Annotated in this window: 20 protein-coding genes and 1 other RNA gene; 15 read left to right on the forward strand and 6 right to left on the reverse strand. The window is 61.2% G+C overall.

Features of this window, described 5'->3' with window-relative positions; translation table 11 throughout:
- Positions 1-111: 111 nt before the first annotated feature.
- The 7 genes from BUB62_RS07005 (at position 112) to BUB62_RS07040 (ending at position 8,666) form a co-directional block, all read left to right on the forward strand.
- Positions 112-1,101, forward strand: coding sequence for a DUF2279 domain-containing protein (locus BUB62_RS07005; RefSeq protein ID WP_084538890.1), 990 nt, complete (start codon positions 112-114; stop codon positions 1,099-1,101).
- A gap of 201 nt (positions 1,102-1,302) precedes the next feature.
- On the forward strand, positions 1,303-2,421 hold the full coding sequence (locus tag BUB62_RS07010; protein ID WP_073107928.1) for a Smr/MutS family protein: 1,119 nt from the start codon (positions 1,303-1,305) through the stop codon (positions 2,419-2,421).
- Positions 2,422-2,627: 206 nt separating this feature from the next.
- Positions 2,628-3,518 (forward strand): alpha/beta fold hydrolase, encoded by an 891-nt coding sequence (locus tag BUB62_RS07015; RefSeq protein ID WP_073107931.1) that lies wholly within the window; start codon positions 2,628-2,630, stop codon positions 3,516-3,518.
- Between the two features lie 248 nt (positions 3,519-3,766).
- Entirely contained in the window at positions 3,767-5,620 is a 1,854-nt protein-coding gene (locus BUB62_RS07020) for a M1 family metallopeptidase (protein WP_073107933.1), read from the forward strand.
- A 459-nt stretch (positions 5,621-6,079) separates the two neighbouring features.
- Positions 6,080-6,547 carry an IS200/IS605 family transposase gene (gene tnpA / locus BUB62_RS07030; RefSeq protein ID WP_073107938.1) on the forward strand — a complete coding sequence of 156 codons (468 nt, stop codon included), beginning with the start codon at positions 6,080-6,082 and terminating at the stop codon, positions 6,545-6,547.
- 135 nt (positions 6,548-6,682) lie between these two features.
- Positions 6,683-7,146: RNase P RNA component class A (gene rnpB / locus BUB62_RS07035), an RNA gene on the forward strand.
- 362 nt (positions 7,147-7,508) lie between these two features.
- Positions 7,509-8,666, forward strand: coding sequence for a sigma-54-dependent transcriptional regulator (locus BUB62_RS07040; protein ID WP_073107941.1), 1,158 nt, complete (start codon positions 7,509-7,511; stop codon positions 8,664-8,666).
- A gap of 85 nt (positions 8,667-8,751) precedes the next feature.
- Here BUB62_RS07040 and BUB62_RS07045 read toward each other — a convergent pair whose 3' ends face one another.
- Both BUB62_RS07045 and BUB62_RS07050 read right to left on the reverse strand, forming a co-directional pair.
- Entirely contained in the window at positions 8,752-9,186 is a 435-nt protein-coding gene (locus BUB62_RS07045) for a hypothetical protein (RefSeq protein ID WP_143164067.1), read from the reverse strand.
- 51 nt (positions 9,187-9,237) lie between these two features.
- Positions 9,238-10,239, reverse strand: coding sequence for an acyl-CoA synthetase family protein (locus BUB62_RS07050; protein ID WP_073107947.1), 1,002 nt, complete (start codon positions 10,237-10,239; stop codon positions 9,238-9,240).
- Positions 10,240-10,354: 115 nt separating this feature from the next.
- On the opposite strand from BUB62_RS07050, the gene BUB62_RS07055 reads away from it, so the two are divergent.
- Complete coding sequence (locus BUB62_RS07055; RefSeq protein ID WP_073107949.1) at positions 10,355-10,924, forward strand: hypothetical protein; 570 nt, start codon at positions 10,355-10,357, stop codon at positions 10,922-10,924.
- 69 nt (positions 10,925-10,993) lie between these two features.
- Here BUB62_RS07055 and BUB62_RS07060 read toward each other — a convergent pair whose 3' ends face one another.
- Positions 10,994-13,408, reverse strand: coding sequence for an alpha-ketoacid dehydrogenase subunit alpha/beta (locus BUB62_RS07060; RefSeq protein ID WP_073107952.1), 2,415 nt, complete (start codon positions 13,406-13,408; stop codon positions 10,994-10,996).
- Positions 13,409-13,619: 211 nt separating this feature from the next.
- Here BUB62_RS07060 and BUB62_RS07065 point away from each other — a divergent pair, with 211 nt between their 5' ends.
- From BUB62_RS07065 to BUB62_RS07080, 4 genes are all read left to right on the forward strand, one after another.
- Positions 13,620-14,402, forward strand: a complete 783-nt coding sequence (locus BUB62_RS07065) for a DUF1573 domain-containing protein (RefSeq protein WP_073107955.1) — start codon at positions 13,620-13,622, stop codon at positions 14,400-14,402.
- 179 nt (positions 14,403-14,581) lie between these two features.
- Positions 14,582-15,712, forward strand: a complete 1,131-nt coding sequence (ald, locus tag BUB62_RS07070; RefSeq protein ID WP_073107957.1) for an alanine dehydrogenase — start codon at positions 14,582-14,584, stop codon at positions 15,710-15,712.
- A gap of 357 nt (positions 15,713-16,069) precedes the next feature.
- The gene (locus BUB62_RS07075) at positions 16,070-16,669 is read left to right on the forward strand and encodes an SMI1/KNR4 family protein (protein WP_073107960.1); all 600 of its coding nucleotides are present in this window, start codon (positions 16,070-16,072) and stop codon (positions 16,667-16,669) included.
- Positions 16,670-16,682: 13 nt separating this feature from the next.
- Positions 16,683-18,569, forward strand: coding sequence for an LTA synthase family protein (locus BUB62_RS07080; RefSeq protein ID WP_073107962.1), 1,887 nt, complete (start codon positions 16,683-16,685; stop codon positions 18,567-18,569).
- A gap of 30 nt (positions 18,570-18,599) precedes the next feature.
- Here BUB62_RS07080 and BUB62_RS07085 read toward each other — a convergent pair whose 3' ends face one another.
- From BUB62_RS07085 to BUB62_RS07095, 3 genes are all read right to left on the reverse strand, one after another.
- Complete coding sequence (locus tag BUB62_RS07085) at positions 18,600-19,001, reverse strand: response regulator (RefSeq protein WP_073107965.1); 402 nt, start codon at positions 18,999-19,001, stop codon at positions 18,600-18,602.
- Positions 18,982-20,829: a PAS domain-containing sensor histidine kinase gene (locus BUB62_RS07090; protein WP_084538891.1), complete on the reverse strand. Its 1,848-nt coding sequence runs from the start codon at positions 20,827-20,829 to the stop codon at positions 18,982-18,984. Before BUB62_RS07090 ends, BUB62_RS07085 begins: the two co-directional genes overlap by 20 nt.
- Before the next feature lie 157 nt (positions 20,830-20,986).
- Entirely contained in the window at positions 20,987-21,463 is a 477-nt protein-coding gene (locus BUB62_RS07095) for a type I restriction enzyme HsdR N-terminal domain-containing protein (protein WP_073107969.1), read from the reverse strand.
- Positions 21,464-21,707: 244 nt separating this feature from the next.
- On the opposite strand from BUB62_RS07095, the gene BUB62_RS07100 reads away from it, so the two are divergent.
- The 3 genes from BUB62_RS07100 to BUB62_RS07110 all read left to right on the forward strand — a co-directional run bounded on the left by BUB62_RS07100 (position 21,708) and on the right by BUB62_RS07110 (position 24,777).
- Positions 21,708-22,481 (forward strand): AMP nucleosidase, encoded by a 774-nt coding sequence (locus BUB62_RS07100; RefSeq protein ID WP_073107971.1) that lies wholly within the window; start codon positions 21,708-21,710, stop codon positions 22,479-22,481.
- A 148-nt stretch (positions 22,482-22,629) separates the two neighbouring features.
- The gene (locus tag BUB62_RS07105) at positions 22,630-23,079 is read left to right on the forward strand and encodes a hypothetical protein (RefSeq protein WP_073107974.1); all 450 of its coding nucleotides are present in this window, start codon (positions 22,630-22,632) and stop codon (positions 23,077-23,079) included.
- A gap of 42 nt (positions 23,080-23,121) precedes the next feature.
- Positions 23,122-24,777 (forward strand): amidohydrolase, encoded by a 1,656-nt coding sequence (locus BUB62_RS07110; protein ID WP_073107977.1) that lies wholly within the window; start codon positions 23,122-23,124, stop codon positions 24,775-24,777.
- Positions 24,778-24,792 lie beyond the last annotated feature (15 nt).

A 24,792-nucleotide genomic window follows, 5' to 3' on the forward strand; every position in this document is an offset into this window, starting at 1 on the left:
GCGGCGGTAAAACCCAGCTTAAAGGTACGCAACAATCTAGCGGCCAGCCAAGCCAGGGCCTGCTTTTGTTCGTAGCTTTGCCGCCCCGGCCGCCGGAGCATTCCTGTTCGCATGACATCAATTTTCCGTTTTTTCGCCGCCGCTGGTCGGTGGCTTTTGCCGGCCGCCGGGCTGGTGCTGGCCGCGCCACCCAGCAGCCAAGCCCAGGCAATCGAAACGCCCCCGCCGACAGCCGCCGCCCAGGCGCAAAGCCCCATTCCGCTCCCACTCCGCCCCGTCCCCGACTCAGCGGCGGGTCTGAGCCGGCGGCTGCCGGTGCTAGCCGGTGGGCTGGCCGTCACGTATTCGGGCCTGCTCTACGGGCTGGATCAGGGCTGGTATACCGGCGAGCGGAGCCGGTTTCACTGGTTCAATGACTTAGGCGAGTGGAAGCAGCTCGACAAGGCGGGCCACTTCTGGGGGGCGTTTCACGAAAGCCGCGGGGCCGTGGACATGCTGCGCTGGGCCGGTGTGCCCGCCCGCCGCGCCCTCTGGTACGGCGGCCTGGTGGGCTTCGTGCTCCAAAGCCCCATCGAGTACTTCGACGGCCACGACCCGGCCTACGGCGCCTCCGCCACCGATCTGGCCGCCAATTTCCTCGGCTCGGCCGGCCTCATCGCCCAGCAGCTGGCCTGGAATGAGGTGCGGCTGATGCCCAAATACTCCTTCCACACCACCCGCTACGCCAAGCTGCGGCCCAATGTGCTGGGCCGCACGCTGGCCGAGCAGCACCTGAAAGACTACAACGGCCAGACCTACTGGCTCTGCGCCGATCTGGCCGCCTGGCTCCGGCCCGAAAGCCGCTGGCCCAAGTGGCTGCAGCCCGCCGTGGGCTACGGGGCCCAGCAAATGGTATTCAACGACCCGGATGCCAATGCCGCCCTGGGCCTGCGGGCCTACCGCCAGTACTACCTCACCTTCGATGTGAACCTGATGCGCATTCCTACCCGCAGCAAGCTGCTGAAGCGCGTGTTCTACGTGGCCAGCATCTTCCACCTGCCCGCCCCGGCGCTGGAGTACAACTCGCGCAACGGCCTAGTGCTGCACGGGCTTTATTATTGAAAGGGTGTAGGTTGAGGGTCGAATTTTGAATAAAAAACGCAGGCAACGGCGGATTTTCGGCTCAGCGGACGGCGGACGAAGCAAGGCCAAAATTGCGCGTTGCCAGCCTACCGGGGCTATTCTGCGTACCTTGTGCCGGCTGCCGGGCTTTTCGGAAAAACCCATTCAGCATTCAAAATTCAACATCCAACACTTCTTGATATGAACGTAGGAGACCGGGTCCGCCTGCTTACAGGCCGCGAGGAAGGCATCGTTACGCGCCTGCTCGACAACGACCTCGTGGAGGTGGCCATCGATAATGATTTCACGATTCCGGTGCTGCGCCGCGAGGTGGTAGTGGTGGCGGCGGAGGAGCAGAAAGCCTTCGGCCAGAGCGCCAGCGCCATTGCCGCCGAGAAAAAAGCCGCTTCGACCGGCGCGGCCAACGCTGCCAAAGCCGCGAAGGCGGCCGGCACTACCCCGACTGTTTCAGCCCAAAAGCCAACCGCCGAAGGGCCGCCGCAGGCCACCGCGCCCAAAGCCGCGCCGGTGCAGAAAGGCCTGTACCTGGCCCTGATTCATCAGTCGCCGGAGCTGCTGGCGCTGCACCTGATAAACCACACGGAGCGCGACGTGCTGTTTACCTACGGCGAGGAAACCGACGCGAAATACCGCGCCCTGAGCGCAGACAAGCTGCCCGCCAAAACCGCCAGCAACCCGCTTGGGCACTGGCACCTGAAGGATTTCGACAAGTGGCCTGCCGCCGTATTTCAGCTGCTGCCCCATCAGATGAACGATGCCACGGCCTATGAGCTGCTCACCAAGCGGGTGCAGTTCCGGGCGGCCAGCTTCTACACCAGCCGCCAGCCCAATGTGCCAGTGCTGCAGCGCGAGGCCTACCTGTTTCAGCTGGATGAAAAGCCCGCCGCCCCGGCCGTAGTTGCGCCCGACAAGCTGGCCGAAACCCTGCAGCAGCAGCTCAGCGGCAATGCGCCCGCCAAGCCCGCCGCTATGGCCCCGCCGCCCGAGCCTGCCAAGGCCATTACCGCCCCACCGCACGAGGTGGATCTGCATCTGGAAGCTCTGCGCCCCGATACCGCCACCGAGGAGCCGCTCAGCAACACGGCCATTCTGAAGCTCCAACTGGAAACCTTCGAGGACACGCTGAGCCGGGCCCTGGCCACCAACATGCACGAAATCGTGTTCATCCACGGCTCCGGCAATGGTACGCTGCGCAAGGAGCTGCACAAGCTGCTCAGCCGCAACAAAGACATCAAGTTTTTCGAGGACGCGCAGAAGGAAAAGTTCGGCTACGGCGCCACGCTGGTGCGGCTGAAATAATTCTGGCTGGCTAGCCGAAAACGTCTGTCATCCTGAGCAGAGCGAAGGACCTTTCTCTTCGCCACTACAAAACCTTGTAAGATGAGCAAAGCCCTTTACCTCGCAACGGTGAAGGGCTTTGTGCGTTGAAAAGGTCTTTATCACTCAACTGAGGAAGGTCCTTCGCTTTGCTTCGCGCCGCTCGGGATGACAGACGACTGTTTATCATGCCTACTTCCTTCGCTCAGCCGCTCACTATTTCGCTGCCCGATGGCCGCCGGCTGGGCCTCACGCGCTACGGCAGCCCGGCGCACCCGGCCGTTATCTTTCACCACGGCTACGCTTCCTCCGGCCTGTCGGTGCCGGCGTGCGCGGCGCTGCTGGCCGAGTTGCAGCTGCAAATCCTGGCACCCGACCGGCCCGGCGTGGGGCAATCCGGGGTGGATGAGGATATGACGCTGGCCTCGTCTGCGGCGGATGTGGTGTTTGCGTGCGAGGCGCTGGCGGTGCCGGGGCGGCTGGGCGTGGCGGGCTGGTCGGCGGGGGGGCTGCATGGCCTGGCGCTGGCGGCGCTGTATCCGGCGCGGGTGGCTTCGCTGCAGCTGCTGAGCACAATTCTACCCTTCGGCGACCCAGCCGCTTACCAGGATTTTACCGTGGGCTGGAAAGCAGTGCGCTACGCCAATGAATACCTGCCCACGCTGGGCAAGCTGGCCTTCGCCGAAATCAGCGAAAAATGGCACGCGGAGCCCGAAAAGACCATCGACGAGTTTTTGAAGCTCATCTTCGGCCCGCCCGAGCAGGTGGTGGGCTTCGAGCCGCACAACCGCGCGCTGTTGCGCGATGCAGCCGTGCAGGGCTTCGCCAACGACGGGCAGGGCGTGTATTTCGACAGCCGTGCCATCTGCCAGCCGCTCCCGTTTTCGCTGGCCGCCATTCAGGCGCCCACCACCCTCTGGCACGGCGACGCCGATACGATCTGGCCGCCGGAAAGTCTGCATTATCTCACGGAAAGAGTTCCGCAGGCCCGCGTGAAGATGCTGCCCGGCGAGGGCCACATGCTGTATCTGAAACATTGGGAGGAGATTTTGCGGCAGGTTCGGGAGGATATGAAGTGAGCGATGCAACAAGGAACGTGTCATGCTGAACTTGTCAAAGCACCTCTCCCGCTTCGTTGAAACCTCACCCCCAGCCCCTCTCCAAAAGAGAGGGGAGCCGGACGAAGCGGGTGAGATGCTTCGACAAGCGGACGCCAGATCAAGCATGACCCGTTCTTTTCCTCCATTCTTTTCCCAACATCGTCCGCACGCGTCAGCATGCAGCCCCACCGCTTCCCTCGTTACTTTGCAGAAATTCTCTGCCGCTTATGACTCTCAAGCTTCTCGCCGCCGCGCTGATACTCAGCACTTCTGCCCTGGCCCAGCAAACGCTGCCCGTACCGCTCAACCTGCAGGCCACCTTTGCCAAAGGCACCCGTAGCGCCACCGGCCAGCCCGGCCCGAACTACTGGCAGAATACCGCCGACTACGATATCAACGTCAGCTTCGACCCGGCCACGCGGCTGGTGAAAGGCACCGTGGATATTACCTACCTCAATAATAGCCCCGACTCGCTCCGCCAGATCTGGTTTAAGATTTACCCCAACCTCTACCAGAAGGGCGGCGCCCGGGCCGCGGCCATCAAGCCCGAGGACGTGAGCGAAGGCGTGCAGATTCAGCAGCTCAGCATCAACGGCGAAGCGTCCGACGTAGCCAAGCTGCGCATTGATGGGACTAATATGCCGTTGAGCTTACGCAAAGCGCTGGGGCCAAAGCAGGCGGCGCGGGTGTCGGTGGCATATTCCTACACGCTCAACAAAGGCTCGCACATGCGCACCGGCGAGGTGGAGGAAAACGCGGCCTTCGTGGCCTATTTCTTCCCCCGCATCACGGTCTACGACGACATTGACGGCTGGAATAAGTTTGCCTATAACGGCAGCCAGGAGTTCTACAACGACTTCGGCAACTTCAAAGCCGCCATCACTGTGCCGCGCAACTTCGTGGTGTGGGCCACCGGCGACCTGCAGAACGCCGAGCAGGTGCTGACGAAAAAGTACGCCAAGCGCCTGCGCGACGCGGAGCAAAAGGACGGCTACACCACCGTCATCGGCCCCGAGGATATTGCCCGCAAAGACATTACGGCCCCGAACGCGCAGAACACTTGGCGCTTCGAAGCCCGCAACGTGACGGACTTCGTATTTGCCACCACCGACCACTACATCTGGCAGGCCACCAGCCTCGTGGTGGCCCCCGCCACGAAGCGCCGCACCCGCGTAGATGCCGTGTACAATCCCAAGCACAAGGATTTTGAGGAAGTAGCCAAGTTCGGGCGCAAAACGGTGGAGGCCATGAGCTACACCTTCCCCAAGTGGCCCTTCCCCTACTCGCACGAAACCGTATTCGATGGCCTCGACCAGATGGAATACCCGATGATGGTGAACGACAACCCGCTCGACAAGCGCGAGGACGTCATCACCCTCACCGACCACGAGATATTCCACACCATGTTCCCGTTCTACATGGGCACCAACGAAACCAAGTACGGCTGGATGGACGAGGGCTGGGCCACCATCGGCGAGTGGCTGATTTCGCCGCTGATCGAGCCCAGCATGGTGGACGAGTACGGCGTGGAGCCCTACGCCCGCGCCGCCGCTACCGAAGTCGATGTGCCCATCACTACGCTCAGCACCCAGCAGACCGGCACGGCGTTTTTCCTGAACTCCTACCCCAAGCCCGGCCTGGGCTACCTCTACGTGAAGGATATGCTCGGCGACGAGCTGTTCACCAAGGCCCTGCACACCTACATCCGCAACTGGAACGGCCGGCACCCGATGCCCTACGACTTCTTCAACTCGATGAACGCCGGGGCGGGCCAAAACCTAAACTGGTTCTGGCAGCGCTGGTTTTTCGACGGCAGCTACCCCGACCTGGCCCTGCAAAGCGTGACGCCCGCCGCCATTACCGTAGCCGCCAAAGGCACCAAGCCCGTGCCGGTAGATCTGCTGGTCACCTTCGCCGATAACACCACCCAGAAAATCCACCGCTCGGTAGCTGTGTGGCAGGCCGGAAATACGTCGGTCGTGGTGCCGTTGGAAGGCGGCAAAGCGGTGAAGAAAGTGGTGCTGGGCAGTACGTATGTGCCGGATAATAATAAGGCGGATAACGTGTGGGAGGGGAAGTAGATATGACTACTATTGAGAACCTATCTCTTCCGCTTCGGCAAATTCTCAGCAGCGAACTAGCAGTAGGAAATGCAGTTACAGAAATTATTGTAGCTCCCGGCTGGCCACCTGGTTGTGAGCTGTTTATCACGTTGGAAAACAAGTTTAGCAGGCATTATGCTACTTCTCCAGAAGTAAGATTTCAATTGGTAGATGATTGCCACTATTGGTTCGCTGAATATGCTTTCCAAGACGGTCTGCAACTTCTGATCTGTGGTTTTAAAGAGCCGATTTGATAGCCCCAGCGGGGCGACATATCGGTAGACAACCGGGAACAAGAAAGGCCCAAAGCCCCAGCGGGGCGACACAATTGGTCCAACGATTAGTGTCGCCCCACTGAGGCTTTCGCGTGAATTGTCTACCTTTTTCTACCGATATGTCGCCCCGCCGGGGCTGGCTCACGGCTTATTCATTGCTTTTATGGCTAACACTTATACCCAAATTCACCTGCATATTGTGTTTGCTGTGCGGGGTCGGGCATCGCTGATTCCTGTTGCTCGGGCGGCTACGCTGTACAGCTATATCACCGGCATTATCACGCAGCAAGGCCAAAAACTACTTGCCATCAATGGAATGCCCGACCATCTGCACCTGCTTATCGGTTTACGGCCCGATAAGGCACTTTCCGACCTGATGCGGGACGTGAAAGCCAACTCGGCCAAGTTCGTAAACGAGCAGCACTGGCTGGCCGCTAAATTTGTGTGGCAGGACGGATTTGGGGCATTTTCCTACGGAGCGTCGCAGCTACCGGCTGTTATCCGTTATATCGAGCGGCAGCAGGAGCACCACGCTATTCATTCCTTTCAGGAAGAGTACCGCTTGCTGCTGGAGCAGTTCGGCGTTGATTATAACCCACAGTACCTGTTCAAAGCGCCGCAGGAGGAATAGCCGCGCGGGGAGAGTGTCGCCCCGCTGGGGCTTTACAAATGCTTATTCCCGTTTCTCTACCGATATATTGCCCCTCTGGGGCTAGAGGACGCTGCCGACGACATTGTTGTAAAATCCCTGCCTACCTTTACCCCCGTGATGAGTCGCTCCACCGCGGCGCCGGGGCTTTACGCCGGCGACGAGGAAAGTCCGGGCAACGCAGAGCACCCTGCTTCCTAACGGGAAGGACTGGCGCAAGCCAGGACAGCCAGTGCCACAGAAAATAACCGCCAGGTGGTGAGTTAGTGATTTAGCGACTTAGTGAGTTGTCGTTCCGGCACTCACTAAATCACTAAGTCGCTAAATCACCTTTGGTAAGGGTGAAAAGGTGCGGTAAGAGCGCACCAGCGGCTGGGTGACCAGGCCGGCTGGGTAAACCTCAGGGGTTGAAAGACCAAATAAGCGGATACGTCCGGGGGCAACTCCGGGCACCGGGCGGCTCGTCCGGCATCCGTGGGTAGGTTGATGGAGCCTTTCCGCGAGGACTGGCCTAGATAAATGGTGGAGGCGCTTCCCCTCGGGGCGGCGTACAAAACCCGGCTTACAGACTCATCATGCGTCTTTCGGCAGCCGCCGCAGCTTTCGGGTTGCGGCGGCTGCTTGGCGTTTAGGGCCGCATTAGTCGGCTGCCTGCGCCCGCTCCGCACGGCCCTCCCACGATTACGGGAAGGCCGCGAGGCCGCCTCACAGGGCAAAAACAATCGTGGGAAGGCAGTGAGGACTCCTCACAGGGCTCCCACGATTGCGGGAAGGCCGTGAGGACTCCGCACAGGGTTCCCACAATTACGGGAAGGCGCTGAGGAAGCCTCACATCGTCCCCGCAATTACGGGAAGGCAGTGAGGCGCTGCCGGAGCCCGGCCCACATCCTTTGTCGGCACGTTTTCGTTACTTCGCCATCCCCATTCTGTCTTCCCCGCACCCATGCCCCGCATTCTGATAATTGACGACGAAAAAGCCATCCGCAACACGCTGAAGGAGATTCTGGAGTACGAAAGCTACACCGTAGATCAGGCCGAGGACGGCCCCTCGGGCCTCGATCTGATGATTAAGAACAAGTACGACGTGGTGCTCTGCGACATCAAGATGCCCAAGATGGACGGCCTCGAAGTGCTGGAGCGGGCCCAGCTGGCCTCCCCGGATTCGGCCTTCATCATGATTTCGGCCCACGGCAACATCGAAACCGCCGTGGATGCCACCAAAAAAGGCGCGTTCGACTTCATCCAGAAGCCCCCGGACCTGAACCGTCTGCTGGTAACGGTGCGCAACGCCCTGGACCGCACCAAGCTGGTGACGGAAACCAAGACGCTGAAAAAGAAGATTGCCAAAAGCTCCGAGATGATCGGCACCTCGGCCCAGCTGGAGCAGGTGCGTAAGCAGATTGCCAAAGTAGCCCCCACCGATGCCCGCGTGCTCATCACCGGCCCCAACGGCGCCGGCAAGGAGATGGTGGCCCGCCAGCTGCACGAGCTGAGCAACCGCAACAACGGCCCGCTGATCGAAGTGAACTGCGCCGCCATCCCCTCGGAGCTGATTGAGTCGGAGCTGTTCGGGCACGAAAAAGGCTCGTTTACCTCGGCCGTGAAGCAGCGCATCGGCAAGTTTGAGCAGGCCGACGGCGGCACGCTCTTTCTGGATGAAATCGGCGATATGAGCCTCTCGGCCCAGGCCAAAGTGCTGCGGGCGCTGCAGGAAAGCAAGATTACCCGCGTGGGCGGCGAGAAGGAAATAACGGTGAACGTGCGCGTAATCGCCGCCACCAACAAAGATCTGCAGCAGGAAATAGCCGAGCGCAACTTCCGCGAGGACCTCTACCACCGCCTCTCCGTCATCCTGATCAAAGTCCCCGCCCTCAACGACCGCCGCGATGACATCCCCGACCTCGTGCAGCGCTTCCTCCACGACATTGCCCGCGACTACGGCGACAAGCCCAAAAACATCGACCCCGCCGCCCTCGACTACCTCACTAGCCTCGACTGGCGCGGCAATATTCGCGAGCTGCGCAACGTGGTGGAGCGGCTGATTATCATGAGCGATGAGACGATTACGGAGCCGGACGCGAAGACCTACGCGGGGAAGTAAAACTGACTGCATTTTACCGCGGTAGACAAAAGTAGGCCAACCATCAAGCGCAATTTTTAGATTGCGCTTGATGGTTGGCCTACTTTTATACTCTATAGCATACCACCTTTAATCCTCTGACATCGGTTTCTAAAGAGAATTTGCCAACGCTATTTATCAAGGCCTCAATCTGTTCTAAGTCCTGTTCAACATGCTTGACTAAGTCAGCCACTTTTGGAAAAAACAGGTATTCTATTTCTTTGAACATTAGCCATCCACCCAATGAGCTATTTCCCTCAAATCCGTTTTGCCAATAATCAAATCCAAACGCAGTATCCTGGTCCAAATACAGTTCTCCAATGAGAGTGTGCTGAACTTTCTTGAACTCTATTTTTAAAACTCTCTCCGAGTTTTCTACGAGCTTATTGATGAGCCTAACCCACTTTGAATTGGACATAAGATACTGAGAAAACTTTGAAGTGGATTTTTCAATTTCTCTTTCTATTTGCTCATCATTTCTTATCGTTCTTTTCGTTCTCATAGCGTTCCTTATTTATAATTAAGCTTACGGCAAAGTACTACAACTCTGGCTTTACGCCATCTGATTGCATCCCCTCACGTCCGAGTTATCCATCCGGCCCAGCACTTCAAAAGAACCATCAGGGTGCATGCGGGCCAGGTCTTTGGTTTCGAGGAAAGCGCAGGAATCCACGTTGGCCAGGTCGATGACGTTAATGGCGCCGTCGGGGCGGTAGCGGGCAACCGAAAATGGGTCGGCGGGGTCGCGCAGGAGGATGCGGAGCGGCGCGGGGCAGTGGAAACGGCCGTCGCCGCGGCTGTAGGCCTGCGAAAGCAGCTCCGTCATACCGTATTCGGAGTGAATGCCGGCGGGGCCGAAGGCCTGCTGCAACTCGGCGTGCAGCTCTTCGCGAATCATCTCGCGGCGGCGGCCTTTCATGCCGCCGGTTTCGAGCACCGTCAGGTTTTGTAGCTCCGGGGCGGGGCCGTACTCGGCGGCCAGGTCGAGCAGGGCGTACGAAACGCCGATGAGCAGCACCTGGCGGCTGGCATCCTGCTTGGCTTCAGCTAAAGCCTGCAGCAGCGCCGCGTGGTCGCGCAGAAAAAAGGCCGGCTGCTTTTGGCCGGATGCCTGCGCAAAATAATCCACCATCGCCACCAAAGACGAATTGCCCTGCTCCAGATACGACGGCAGCAGGGCCAGAAACTTGTAGCCGGTGAGCGGACCGTAGAGGCTTTCGAAGATGCGGGCGGCATTTTGGCGGTACAGCTTCGGGTCGCGGAGCAGGTGGCGGCTGCGCTGCTGCAGCGTGGTGCCGCTGCTCAGAAACAGCTCCTGCGGCTCCCATTCGGCGGGCGCGGTGCGCACTTCGTGGGTTTTGAAAAACTCGATGGGCAGAAAGGGAATGTCTTCCAGGCGCGCTACGGTTTCGGGGCGGCGGCCCAGCGCGGCCAGCCACTGCCGGTAGGGCGGGCAGTGCACGGCCTGATGCCGGAACAGCCGCAGCGCCAGCGCCTCAAAGGTGGCTGCCGAAACGGCGGAGAAATCGGACAGGTAAGCGGCGCGGAAACTCATTCTAAAGCGGCGTGGTTAGCGAATTGGTATAACAAACGCGGTGGCACTTCGTTGATAAGTCGTACCTTCCACCGCTGGCTTTGGTAGCTGTTTCGGACCCGTTTTTCTGCTTGCTATGATCCTGTTTCGTACTCCTCTGCGTTCGACGCTGGCGCTGGCTGCTTTGGCGGTCAACTCATGCATCAGCCCGCCCAACTTCCCTACCACGCCCAGCATCGAGTTCAAGGACATGACGGTGACCCGCGTGGACGACGGCGTTTTGACAGCCTACGACCGGGTAACAATTACCGTCAGCTTCCAAGATGGCGAAGGCGACCTTGGTTTGAGGAAAGAGGACAAGACCGACGATAGCCCTTACCGGCAGTATCTGGCCGATGGCTCTCCTAACCGCAACTACAACAATTACTTCTTGGTCCCCTACTACCGGACCAGCGACGGTCAGTATGCACCCGTAGAATTCGGCAACGCCAAGAATATCTACATCTCTACCTATCCACCTCTGGACCCGGCGGGAGGAAAGGCAGCCCCGCTGAAGGGCGACTTGACTTATACGACGGAAATTCCGGTAGATGGCAATTTTACTCCCATTAAGCAGGGTCAGGATATTCGGTTCGAGCTGTCTATCATGGACCGTGGCCTGCACGAGAGCAACAAGATTGTAACGCCGTCTTACCGCGTGCAGTAGCCATCTTCACCCCATAAAAAACGCCCGGCCGGAACTTCCAGCCGGGCGTTTTTTATGGAGAATCCTTGGCTAATAAATGGCCGGGAAGCGCTTGGGCTCAGCCTCGTTCAGCAGCTCATACACGGCATCGAACACGTCTTCGGCGTTGGGCTTGCTGAAGTAGTCGCCGTCGGAGCCGTAGGGCGGGCGGTGGGGCTGCGCGGCCAGGCAGCGCGGCTGCGAGTCGAGGAACTTGTAGCCCTGCTGCTCGTCGAGCACGTGCTGGAGCATGAAAGCAGTAGCGCCGCCGGGCACGTCCTCGTCGGCGAACAGCACCCGGCTGGTTTTGCGCAGGCTGTCGGCAATAACGTGGTCAACGTCGAACGGCAGTAGCGTCTGCACGTCGATTACTTCCACCGAAATGCCCACTTCGGCCAGCTGCCGGGCGGCATCCATCACAATGCGGCACATCGAGCCGTAGGTGACTACCGTTATGTCGGTGCCTTTCTGCAGCACTTCCGGCACGCCCAGCGGCAGCGTAAACTCGCCCACGTTCTGCGGAATACGCTCCTTGAGGCGGTAGCCGTTCAGGCACTCGATTACGATGGCCGGCTCGTCGGAGCGCAGCAGCGTGTTGTAGAAGCCGGCCGCCTGGGTCATGTCGCGCGGCACCAGCACGTGCATCCCGCGGATGCTGCTCAGAATCATGCCCATCGGCGAGCCGGAGTGCCACACGCCCTCCAGCCGGTGCCCGCGGGTACGCACGATGAGCGGCGCTTTCTGCCCGCCCTTGGTGCGGTACTGCAGGCAGGCCACATCATCGCTCAGAATCTGGATGGCATAGAGCAGATAATCGAGGTACTGAATCTCGGTGATGGGCCGCAGCCCGCGCAGCGCAGCGCCGATGCCCTGCCCCACAATGGTGCACTCGCGGATGCCGGTATCGGTCACGCGCAGCTCCCCGAATTTCTCCTGCAAGCCCGCAAACGCCTGGTTTACATCCCCGATTTTGCCCACGTCCTCGCCGATGGCGAAGATGGTCGGGTCGCGGCGGAAGTTGGCCTCGAAGCAGGCCTGGAGCACCTCACGGCCATCCACGGGCGCAGCATCGGCGGAAAATTCGGCTTTTACTTCTTCGATGTTCAGCGCGGCCTGCTCGCTCTGGCTGTAGAGGTAAGAGTTGTAGCGGTCGGCGTTTTCGGCCAGCAGCTGCTCCAGGTAGTCTTTCAGATCCTGGCGGGCGTTGCTGCGCTTGGCCCGCACGAAGCGCAGGGCGCGGCGCACGGTGCGCACGATGTCGGCGCGGATGGGCGTGGGATTGTGGCGTAGGTGCTCCACCATATCGTGCAGCGCGTTTTCCTCGCCGGTTTCGGCCACCAGGGCTTCCAACAGCGCCACGGCCTCGTCGCGCTCCTGCTTGATGGGGTTGAAGAAGGCATCCCAGGCGGCCACGCGGGCTTTTTTGATGACATCTTTGGCCTCCGTCTCAATCTGGGTCAGCTCGTCTTCCGTGGCGTGGCCCTCGGCCAGCAGCCACTCGCGCATCTTGCGCAGGCAGTCGTGCTCCTCCTCCCAGCCCAGGCGGTCTTTGGATTTGTAGCGCTCGTGCGAGCCGGAGGTGGAGTGGCCCTGGGGCTGGGTCACTTCCGTCACGTGAATCAATACCGGCACATGCTCGCGGCGACACACCTCGGCGGCGCGCAGGTAGGTATCCACCAGGGCGGCATAGTCCCAGCCTTTCACCACAAAAATCTCGAAGCCCTGCTCACCGGGCGCGTTACGCTGGAAGCCGGCCAGAATCTCGCTGATGCTTTGCTTGGTGGTCTGGTACTCGGCCGGCACCGAGATGCCGTAGTGGTCGTCCCACACGCTCACCAGCATCGGAATCTGGAGCACGCCGGCGGCGTTGATGGCCTCGAAAAACATGCCTTCCGAAGTACTGGCGTTGCCGATGGTGCCGAAGGCAATTTCGTTGCCGTTCACCGAAAACTGCGTCAGCTCGTGCAGTTCGGGGTTCTGGCGGTAAAGCTTGGATGCATACGCCAGCCCCACGAGGCGCGGCATCTGAGAGGCCGTGGGCGACACGTCGGCGGAGGAGTTTTTTAGCGTCGCCAGGTTTTTGAACTGGCCGTCCTCGTCCAGCAAACGCGTGGCGAAGTGGCCGTTCATGGCGCGGCCGGCGGTGGCGGGCTCGGCTTCGGCGTCGGGGTGGGCGTAGAGCTGGGCGAAATACTGCTGCCAGGTCAGCTCGCCGGCGGCCACCATAAAGGTCTGGTCGCGGTAGTAGCCGGAGCGGAAGTCGCCGGGCTGGAAGGCGCGGGCCATGGCCAGCTGCGGCAGCTCCTTGCCGTCGCCGAAGATGCCGAACTTGGCTTTGCCCATGAATACTTCCTTGCGGCCCGCGAGCGAGGCGTGGCGGCTTTCCCAGCCCAGGCGATAGTCACGGAGCAGGTCTTCTTTGCTAAGGGCCGCGGGGGCGGCTACGATAGGTTCAGCGGTGGGCATAGGAGAGATGGGCGGGGAGTTTGGCGGGCAATAAGGACAGTGGAAAAGCCCGGCTCCGAAAGCAGGCTCACAAAAGTACGATTTGGGCGCGACACTCAACCACGCGCCGCGCCCGGCCCTGGTACGAATCAGGCCGGTTTTTGTCTATCTTTGAGTTGCGGAGCCCGGTACGGTTCCGCGCTGACTTCAACTTCCTGCTGGTTCTATTTCCATGAAACACATTTCTTCGCTGCTGCTGGCCTGCGGGCTGCTGTTTGCCCACCTCGGTGCCCGCGCCCAGGGCGTGATGACGTTTGAAAAAGACAGCCACGACTTCGGCAACGTGGCCGAGGGCACGATGGCCACCCACGAGTTCCGGTTCAAGAATACCGGCAACCAGCCCATCGTCATTGCCAACGTGCAGGCCAGCTGCGGCTGCACCACTCCCGACTGGACCAAAACGCCGGTGCTGCCCGGCAAATCGGGGATGGTGAAGGCCATGTACAGCAGCGCCGGCCGCCCCGGCGTGTTCAACAAAACCGTGACCGTGACCAGCAACGCCGCCACGCCCAGCACGGTGCTCAGCATCAAGGGCACGGTACTGGACAAGGCCCAGGTGAAAGCCACCCTCACGCCCGCCCAACTGGCCCAGTCGCCGCGCCTCACGCTGGACCGCACCACCCACGATTTTGGCAAGATGGAAGCCGGCCAGCAGCCTTCGGCCCGCTTCACGGTGAAGAATACCGGCAAGCAGGAGCTGGTGCTCAGCCAGCTCACGTCGTCGTGCAACTGCGTGGGCTACAAGGCCACGCCCGCGCCCATCAAGCCCGGCCAGAGCGGCACCATCGAGCTGCTCTACAGCCAGCGCCAGATCGGGCAGATGTCGGATGTGGTCACTATTTCTTCCAACGACCTGACCGGCGACGCCAAGCTCACATTGAAAGCCACCGTGGTGCGCGACCTGAACGGCACGAGCATGATGAAGGAAAGCGGCGTAGCGGTGCCGTTTAAGTGAGATGGTGAGATAGTGAAATAGTGAGTTTGACGTTCTGCCCGCGCATATGGCGCAAACGGCGCAGTTAGCGCAGGCAGAACGTCAAACTCACTATTTCACTATCTCACCATCTCACTTATTGTCTATCTTTGCGGCCGTTTTCCCCCTGAAATTCCACCCTCACTCCTTTAGTCTTTACTATGCTAATCGGCGTACCGAAAGAAATCAAAAATAACGAAAACCGCGTGGGCCTGACGCCTGCCGGGGTTGCCGAGCTGCGCAAGCACGGCCACGAGCTGTACGTGCAAAGCACGGCCGGTCTGGGCAGCGGTTTTGCGGACGCCGAATATGAGCAGGCCGGCGCTACCGTGCTGGCTACCATTGAGGAAGTGTACGCCAAGACCGAGATGATTGTGAAGGTGAAGGAGCCGATTGCCTCGGAGTATCCGCTCATCAAGGAAAACCAGCTGCTGTTCACGTACTTCCACTTTGCCTCGGGCGAGGAGTTGACCCACGCCATGATTGAGCGCAAGGCCGTGTGCCTGGCCTACGAAACCGTGGAGCTGCCTACCCGCGCCCTGCCCCTGCTCATTCCGATGAGCGAAGTGGCCGGCCGCATGGCTCCGCAGGAAGGTGCCAAGTACCTGGAGAAGCCGCTGAAAGGCCGCGGCATTCTGCTGGGCGGCGTGCCCGGCGTGAAGCCCGCCGAAGTACTGGTGCTGGGTGCCGGCATCGTGGGCACGCAGGCCGCCAAGATTGCCGCCGGTCTGGGCGCGTTGGTGACGGTGATGGACATCAATCTGAACCGTTTGCGCGAGCTGGACGACTTCATGCCCAAGAACGTGGTGACGCAGTACTCGAATGAGTATAACATCCGCGCAGCCATCAAAACCGCCGACCTGATCATCGGCGCGGTGCTGATTCCGGGCGCCAAGGCTCCGCACCTCATCACCCGCGACATGCTCAAGACCATGCGCCCCGGCACCGTGCTCGTGGACGTGGCCGTGGACCAGGGCGGCTGCATCGAAACCTGCAAGCCGACCACCCACGAAAACCCGACCTTCATCATCGACGACATCGTGCACTATTGCGTGGCCAACATGCCAGGCGCGGTGCCCTACACCAGCACGTTGGCCCTCACCAACGCCACGCTGCCCTACGCCGTGAAGCTGGCCAACCTGGGCTGGCAGAAAGCCTGCCAGCAGGACCCCGCCCTGCGCTTGGGCCTGAACGTAGTGCACGGCGAGGTAGTGTACCAGGGCGTAGCCGATGCCTGGAACCTGCCGATGGTAGACGTGAACACCGTGCTGGAAGAGGCTGTTGCCAATTAAAAATCGAGAATTAAAAAGTAAGAATTGAGCGTTCTGATGGCCTCCGCGCTGTTTGAACGCTCAATTTTTATTTTTCTCTGCGTTCCAGGGCTAAAGGCCGCGGTTTGGAAGGTCGAAAGAACGGGTCATGCTTCATCTTGCGTCCGCTTGTCGAAGCATCTTTACCGCTTCGTTGCAAGGGTAAACTAAGCCCCTCCCTTTTGGATTCCGCGCATCAAGCGGCGTGGGTTGGGGAGGGGTCCGACGAAGCGGGCGAGATGCTTCGACAAGCGGACGCAAGATGAAGCAGGATGTTCCGGATTGTTCCCAACGACTCTTCCACCCGCGCCAATTCACAATTCATAATTCTCAATTAATTTGAAGGGTATTCTTTTCACCGGCCGCTCCATTGCCGACGCGCATACATTTGGCTTGCTGCCTGCCTATCTGCAGGATTTTCTGCGCACCCAAAACGGCGTGGTGGCTTACTTTGGCGGCCTGCACATCCGGGGCTGCTGCCACGCGCCGGCCTGGCACGATCTAGGCGCGGCCTGGAACGGGGAGCAGGCCTTCTGGAAGCGCTACGCCACCGTGCGCCCCACCGATATTCCCTTTGCGCAAGACTGTGTGGGCAACCAGTTTCTGCTGCGCGACGACGCGGTGCTTTTTCTGGACACCGAAACCGGCGAGTTGGCCGACCTGGAAGTGGATTTCAAGCATTTCCTGTTCGGTATCGAGAAGTTTCCGCTCGATGCGCTGGGCATGGAGCCGCTGCGCGCGTTTCAGCAGCTGGGCGGCCGGCTGGAGCCGGGGCAGCTGCTGAGCGTGTATCCGCCGGTCTGCATTCAGTCGGCCACGGAAAAGCCGCAGCTGCGGCCGCTGCCGGCGCTGGAGCGGCTAGCGTATCTGGCCGATTTCTACGCCCAGATCAAGGATTTGCCCGACGGGCAGCGCCTGCATTTCACGCTGAAAGCGTAGCCGATTTTTGCCCATGCTCTCCCCCACCCTGCGTCTGCTGCTCCGCCGTCTGGCCCTGCTGATGGGCGTGTACGTGCTGCTGCGGCTGGGCTTTTATCTCACCAATTTCAGCACGTTTCGGGAGGCTACTTTCGGGCAGGTGCTGCTGGCCTTTTGGCACGGCTTCCGGTTCGATATGGCGGCCATTCTGCTGCTGAACGTACCGTTTGTGCTGTTTTCGCTGGTGCCGGCGGCGGGACGCGGATGGCAGCGGCTGCTGCGGGCGCTGTATCTGCTGCTGAACGCGCTGGGGCTGGCTCTGAACCTGATTGACACCCAGTACTTTAAATTCATCGGGCGGCGCACTTCCAACGAGCTGTTCACCATCACCCGCGACATTGAGCGGCAGTCGGGCCAGCTGCTGGGGCAATACTGGTATCTGCTGCTGCCGTTTGGGGCGCTGCTGGGGCTGCTGTGGTTTTTCTACCCGCTGCCAGCGGCCCCATTTGTCCCGGCTCCGCACCGGTGGCGGCGGGTAGGGCGGCACCTGCTGGAACTGGCGCTGGTGGCGGGCCTCACGGTGCTGGGCATTCGGGGCGGGCTGCAGCTCAAGCCGTTGCGTACGGGCCACGCTTTTATGCAAACGCCACCCGTGCTGGGCCACGTAGCCCTGAACAGCACCTTTACTTTCCTCAAAAGCCTGGGCTACCAGCCGCTGGAGCGGCGGGCCTACTTCCCCACGGCCGCTGCGGCACGGCAGGCCCTGGCCCCGCGCCCTCCCGCGCCCCGCCCCGGTGCCCCCCGCGACAACGTGGTGATTCTGCTGGTTGAGAGCTTTGCCTCCGAGTACACCGGCATCGAAAACGGCAGCCGGGGCTACACGCCGTTTTTCGACTCGCTGGCCACGAAGGGGCTGTTTTTTCGGGAGCATTATGCCAACGGCCGCCGCTCCATTGAAGCGCTGCCAGCGGTGCTGGCGGGCCTGCCTGCGCTCATTGAAAGTCCGTTTATCACCTCCAACTTCCAGACTGACGAGCTGCACGGCCTGGGCGAGCTGCTGGGCCGGCAGGGCTACGCCACGTCCGTTTTTCACGGGGCCGAAAATGGCACGATGGGGTTCAACACGTTCAGCGGCATTGCGGGCGTGCAGCAGTACTATGGGCTGAGCGAGTACCCCGGCGGGGCCAAAAGCCCGGATTTCGACGGCCACTGGGGCATTGCCGACGAGCCCTACCTGCAGTATTTTGCCCAAGAGCTGAGCCGGCAAAAGCAGCCGTTTTTCTCCACCGTTTTCACCCTCACCTCCCACGAGCCTTTCGAGGTGCCGGCCAAGTATCAGGGGCGCTTTCCGGCCGGTACACTGCCTATTCACGGCGTTATCGGCTACACCGATTTTGCCCTGCGGCAGTTCTTCAAAATCGCCGCCCGGCAGCCCTGGTACCATAATACGCTGTTCATTGTACTGGCCGACCACACCTCGCAGACCGACAAGGCCGACTACCAAAACCTGCTGGGCAACTACAAAACGCCGCTGCTGCTCTTTCATCCTGGCCGGGCGCTGCCGCCCGCCGACGTACACCGCATCACGCAGCAAGCCGACCTGCCCGCCACGGTGGTCGATTTGCTCAATATTCCAGCTGCCGGGCAGCTGCTGCCCTTCGGCTCTTCCGTGTTTGACTCCGGCACCGCGGGCCGGGCGCTGTTTTTGAGCGGCAGCTCGCTGTTTCTGGTGCACCGCGACTTTGTGACGGAGCTGACCACCGACGACAAAATCCGCCTCTACCCCTACCAAACGCACTTTATCCCAGCCGAGCCCCTGCCCCGGCCCGACCCGCAAAAGGCCCAACAGTATGGACAGGAGCTGAAAGCCGCCGCCCAGCTTTTCACCAGCGGCCTACTCGATAATACGCTGTATAAGTAGCCTGCCTGGCTCATTATACAGCCACCCGCGTCACTCCGCCCCGGTTTTATTAGCCAGCTGGTCCTGAATAGCGTGAATCTCCTCGCTGTCGATGGGTTTGTGAATGAGGCCGGCCACCAGGTCGTACTGCCGGGATTTTTCCAGATCGGCCAGCGCCAATGACGAGGTGAGAATGTAGATGTGACAGTGTCCCAGCAGCTTATCCTTGTATGGGGCCAGCGCATCCAAAAACTGCCAGCCGTTCATGAGCGGCATATTCAGATCCAGAAAAACCACGGTGTCATCCATAGTAGTCGTGGCCTTTATCAGCACATCCAGGGCCATTTTAGGGCACTGAAACGCGCTGATATCGGTAGAAAACCCTTCGGCCCGCAGCAGCTGCTCGGTGAGGTAAACGCCGAGGGCATCGTCGTCAATCAGGTAGGTTCGCATTTGGTGCGCTAAAGAAAAGGGTGAACCGGGTGCCTTCGTTTACCCGGCTGCTGACGCTGATTTGCCCGCCCATGGATTCGACGTGGGCTTTCACCAGAAACAAGCCAATGCCCCGACCCGGCCGGTGCTTATGAAAGCGCCGGTAGAGCTGAAAGATTTCCTGCCCGAACTGCTCCGCATCGAAGCCCATGCCATTATCGCTGAACAGGATGGTGGTGCCGCTGCCGGGCCCGGCTACGGCCTGAATGCGGATCAGCAGGGGGCGGCTGTCGGAGCGGTACTTGATGGCATTGGAAATCAGGTTGTGAAAGATGCTGTGGAAGTAGGCCCGGCTGCCCGGCAGGCGGAGCGTTTCGGGAATCTCGTTGTGCAGCTCGCCGCCGCACTCGTGCAGCAGCTCTTCCAGGCCAAACAATGCCTGCCGGCACACGGCGGCCACGGCCACCGGCTCGGGGCGGTAGCCGGTCTGCTTGTCGCGCGCCGAGAGAATGTTGTTTACGTCGCTGAGAATGCCGTCGAGCTGCCGCAGGCTGGCGTGCAGGTTCTGTAGCGAGTTGTCGAACACCTCGGCGTGGCGGTCGATGCGGGAGAGCAGGTCGGCATAGCCCAGAGCATTGGCCAGCGGCGCGCGCAGGTTGTGCGAAACGATGTAGGCAAACTGCTGCAGGTCAGCGTTCTGATCCATTAGCTTGGCCGCCATCAGGCTCTGTCTTATTTCGGCTTCTTTGCGCTCGGTGATGTCCTGCATGGCCCCGATCATGCGCACCGGCTGGCCCTGGGCATCGCGCAGAATGTAGCCCCGGTCGAATACGCAGGCCCAGGAGCCATCGGCGCGGCGAAAACGGTATTCGTGCTGCCAGAACGCGTCCTGGGTCTGGAAGGCGGCGTGCCGCAATCCGTCTACCACGCTTTTCTTTTCGCTGTCATGAACGTAGCTGGCCCACGTGCTGAACCGGCCGGGGTTGGGCACCACCTGGTGACCAAACAGGGTCGCGAAGCCCTCGCCCCAGTACAGCGTATCGGCCGCAATGTTCCAGTCATACAGCGCGTCGGTGGTGGCTTTGAGGGCATACTGGTACCGCTCATTGCTGACGCGCAACGCTTCTTCGCCCTCCTTCAGCTCGGTCATGTTATGCACGACCCCAACCAGCTGGCTGCACTTTCCAGCCGAGTCCAGCAAGGGCATCACGCTTACCTCGCCCACCCGCCGGCCCGCCGGACAGTCCGACGTTTCCAACCAGCTGACGCGCTCGGCGGTGTTGACGGCCTGCTGATATTTGTCCAAAACCAGGCTGAGCGAAGGCTCGGGAATAATATCGTGCACATAGCTGCCCACGACCTTCGCGCCCGGCAGACCCGTGGCTTTCTCAAAGGCTTTGTTCACGAAGGTGAAGCGGTAGCGCCCCTTGGCTTCCACGGCCAGCACGAAGGCCACGTCGGCAATGGCATCGAGCATCACATCGGCCGGGTGCTCCGGCGAAATGGCGGCCGGAAGCGCCGTGCCATACACCCCGCTGACGCGGCCATCGGCCACCAATGGCACCAGCATGAATACTACCCCGCTGGCCGCCGCTCCGGCAGCCCCAGCCTCGTAGCACACTGCCTCGCCGGCCAGGGCCCGCGCCAGGTGCTGTTGGGCCCGCGTCTGCTCGGTGGCCGGCAGGCACTGCACGAAGCCGGTGCCGGTCAGCGGCGCAGCCGGTTGCCCCAGCAAGGTCGCAAACCGGGCATTGACCCGCTGAAAAGCCCCGTCCTGATTCAGCGCAAAAACGGCCGCCGCGTCCTGCTCGAAAAACGCACTTGCCAAAGGCATATCAGGGGTTAGCATAGCATTGAAATTGGTGGCCCGACCAGCTTATGAGGACCTCGCCGGGTGAGGCAGCCGGCCGGCCGCGCCCCCAGCCCCGAGGCAGCGGACCCGCAAGCAGACCGTCCGAATATAAAGTAATTCGGGGCGACTAGCTCCACACTAGGCTGTACGCACCTCAGGGCGCTACGTTCCCCAACCCGGCCGCCCGCCCCGGATACGGCGGAATCTCGCTCAGCCGCTCGTTGGTGCGGGCCACCAGATCCACGCGCCAGCAGTAGTGCTGCAGGCCGTTGGTGAGCAGCAGCAGCGGGGCCCCGATGGTTTGGTTGTAGGTGGCCGCCTGGTGGGCCGTGGCCGCCGTGATGGGCACCGAGGGCGCTTTGCACTCCACCAGCAGCAGCGTGCGGCCATCGGGGCCGAAGGCGCAGAGGTCGGTGCGCTTCTGGCGCTGGTTGTAGGCATGGCCCCGCTCCAGGCTCAGCAGGCCCTTCGGATAGCCCAGGTGGTCAATCAGATAGTGTACCACGTGCTGGCGCACCCACTCCTCGGGCGTGAGCACAATATATTTGCGCCGCAGAATATCCCAGATCTGCGGATTTGAGTCCGATTGTGTAAGTTTGTGGGCGAAAGGCGGCAGGTTCAGCTCTTGCATCACCTCCAAAGGTACGGCCCGGAGCCTCAGCTACCGCTTTTCTCCGGCACCGTCGTACACTTCGTCCGACGGTTTTTTTATTTGCGGTATGCGCTTCAAACGTCTGTCATCCTGAGCAAAGCGAAGGACCTTATTACGCCAGCGCAGGTCGTCGTTGCAATGGCCGTTCAACTGCCATAAGGTCCTTCGCTTTGCTCAGGATGACAGCCGAAAAAAATCAAGCCCCCACCAACCAAGCCCCCATATGAAAACCAAAACGGACATCGTCGAAAACTGGCTGCCGCGCTACACCGGCGTACCGCTCAAGGAGTTCGGGCAGTACATTCTGCTCACCAACTTCATCAACTATGTGACCATGTTCGCCGAGCAGTTCGGAGTGGAGATTCATGGCCTCGACAAGCCCATGCAGACGGCCACGGCCAACAACATCACCATCATCAACTTCGGGATGGGCTCGCCGATGGCTGCCACGGTGATGGACCTGCTGAGCGCCGTGAAGCCCAAAGCGGCCCTGTTTTTGGGCAAGTGCGGCGGTCTGAAAAACAAAACCAAGCTCGGCGACCTGATTCTGCCCATCGCCGCCATCCGCGGCGAGGGTACTTCCGACGACTACCTGCCGGCCGAGATTCCGGCCCTGCCCTCGTTCCGCCTGCAGCGGGCCGTGAGCAGCATGATTAAGAAGCACGAAAAGGACTACTGGACCGGTACGGTGTATACTACCAACCGCCGCGTGTGGGAGCACGACGAAAACTTCAAGGACTACCTGCGCCAGATTCGGGCCATGGCCGTGGATATGGAAACGGCTACCATCTTCACCGTGGGCTTCGTGAATGAGATTCCGCACGGCGCGCTGCTGCTGGTGAGCGACAACCCGATGACTCCGGAAGGCGTGAAAACCTCCGAAAGCGACAAAAAAGTGACCACCGACTACGTGACCTCGCACCTGCAGATTGGCATCGACTCGCTGCTGGAGCTGCAGAACTCCGGCGAATCGGTGAAGCACATGCGCTTCGAATAACGGCCGGCTCCGCCGAATAGCTTACCTTGCAGCCGCCCCGCGGCCTCGCAAAATCCCCCGCTGCTTCCGGCTGCGGGGGATTTTTTTTAGCCTGCCGCGCCGTGTTCGTTCTGCCCGCCTGCCGCCCTACTCAAGCATCTTTCTGGAAATGAGCATTTTTGCTTCTTCTTATCTCGACATAGCGTACCAACCTCACGAGCGGGTGCTGACGGGCCGCTGGCGGCGCGGCGTGATGCCCTTTGAGCTGCAGCGCGGCTACCTGGCCCTGCTCGACGAGGCCGTGGCCCGCCGCTGCCGCTACTGGCTCATCGACCTGAGCGGCCGCGCCACCGGCCTAGATGCGGCCGACGTGCACTGGCTGCTGGAAGAGTTTTTTCCGCAGGTGCCCGTGCGCCTGCGCCGGCCCGTGTACGTGGCCTACCTGATGGCCTCGCACCAGCTGGCCGGCATGCTGGCCAACCCCGCGGTGCCCGCCCTGACTTACTTCGCGGGCCGGCCCTACACAGTGGAGCGCTTTACCACCGAAGACGAGGCTATGGCCTGGCTGGCGCAATGCCGGCGGGAAGATGCCCGTGCCCGCCGCCGCAAGGCCGTATAGCCGCTCCGGTTGCAAATCCGGCGCGGCGCGTACCTTCGCCGCATGACCTCGACTTTGCGCTCTTTGCTTCTGTGGCCCTTGCTCGGCTTTTGGGGCTGCCAAACCGCCTCCCGCCAGCCCGCCGACCTGCTCGTGTACAACGCCACGGTGTACACCGTCGACTCGGCCTTTTCCAAGGCCCAGGCCTTTGCCGTGCAGGACGGCAAATTCGTGGGCGTGGGCACCGCCGAGGAGCTGCGCGGCCGGTTTCAGGCCCGGCAGGAAGTTGATGCCGGGGGGAAGTTCATCTACCCCGGCTTTTATGATGCGCACTGCCACTTCTACCGCTATGCCCTGGGCCTGAGCTACGCCAACCTGGTGGGCACTACGTCTTGGGACGATGTGCTGGCCCGGCTGCAGACGCACCGCCGGCAGTACCCGCAGGCGGCTTGGCTGCTGGGCCGGGGCTGGGACCAGAACGACTGGCCCGATAAGCAGTTTCCCACCAAAGCCCGGCTCGACCAGCTGTTTCCCGACGTACCCGTGGCCCTCGTCCGCGTCGACGGACACGCCGCCCTGGTCAACCAGAAGGCTCTGGACCTGGCCGGCGTGACGGCCGCCACGCCCGTCAGTGGGGGCACCATCACCCGCGACGCCCGAGGCCAGCTCACCGGTCTGCTCATCGACAACGCCACCCGGCTGGTGGGCCGCGACATCGCCGAGCCTACGCCGGACGAAGCCGCCCGCCTGCTTCTCCAGGGCCAGCAGAACTGCCTGGCCGTGGGCCTGACCAGCCTCGCCGATGCCGGCCTCGACAAGCCCGACATCGACCAGCTGGCCGCCTTGCAGCGCCAGGGCAAGCTCCGGCTGCGCCTCTACGTGATGCTGAACCCGACGAAGGCCAACCGGGACTTCTACTTCAAAAACGGCCCGGTCCTTACCGACCAGCTCACCGTCAGTTCCTTTAAAGTATATGCCGACGGGGCGCTGGGCTCGCGCGGGGCCTGCCTAGTGCAGCCGTATGCCGACCGGCCCAAAGAAACCGGTTTTTTGCTCTCCACGGAAAAGGAATACCGGGCGCTGGCCAAAGAAATTGCGGCCAGCAAATTTCAGATGAACACCCACGCCATCGGCGACTCGGCCAACCGCATCATTCTGAGCATCTACGGCGAGGCGCTGCGGGGCCAGAAAGACCGGCGCTGGCGCATTGAGCACGCCCAGGTCATCACGCCGGCCGATATGCCCCGGTTCGGGCAGTTCGGCATCGTGCCCTCGGTGCAGCCCACCCACGCCACCTCCGATATGTACTGGGCCGGTGAGCGGCTGGGCGCGGCCCGCGTGAAAACGGCCTACGCCTACGCCGAGCTGCTGAAGCAGTACGGCCAGCTGGCCCTGGGCTCCGACTTTCCGGTGGAGGATATCAACCCGCTGTTCGGCTTCCACGCGGCCGTGGCCCGGCAGGATGCCAGGAATTTCCCCGCCGCTGGCTTTCAGATGGAAAACGCCATCAGCCGCCCCGATGCCCTGCGCGGCATGACCACTTGGGCCGCCCACGCCGCCTTCGAAGACCGGCGCAAAGGCCAGATCAAGCCCGGCATGCTGGCCGATTTCGTGGTGCTGGACACCGACCTGCTGCAAGCCCCCAAGGAAAAGCTTCGCACCGCCAAAGTGCAGCAAACCTGGATTGGCGGCGAGAAAGTGTTTTCATTCAAAAAATGAGAAGTAAGAAGTAAA

Source organism: Hymenobacter daecheongensis DSM 21074, assembly GCF_900141805.1.
GTDB lineage: Bacteria > Bacteroidota > Bacteroidia > Cytophagales > Hymenobacteraceae > Hymenobacter > Hymenobacter daecheongensis.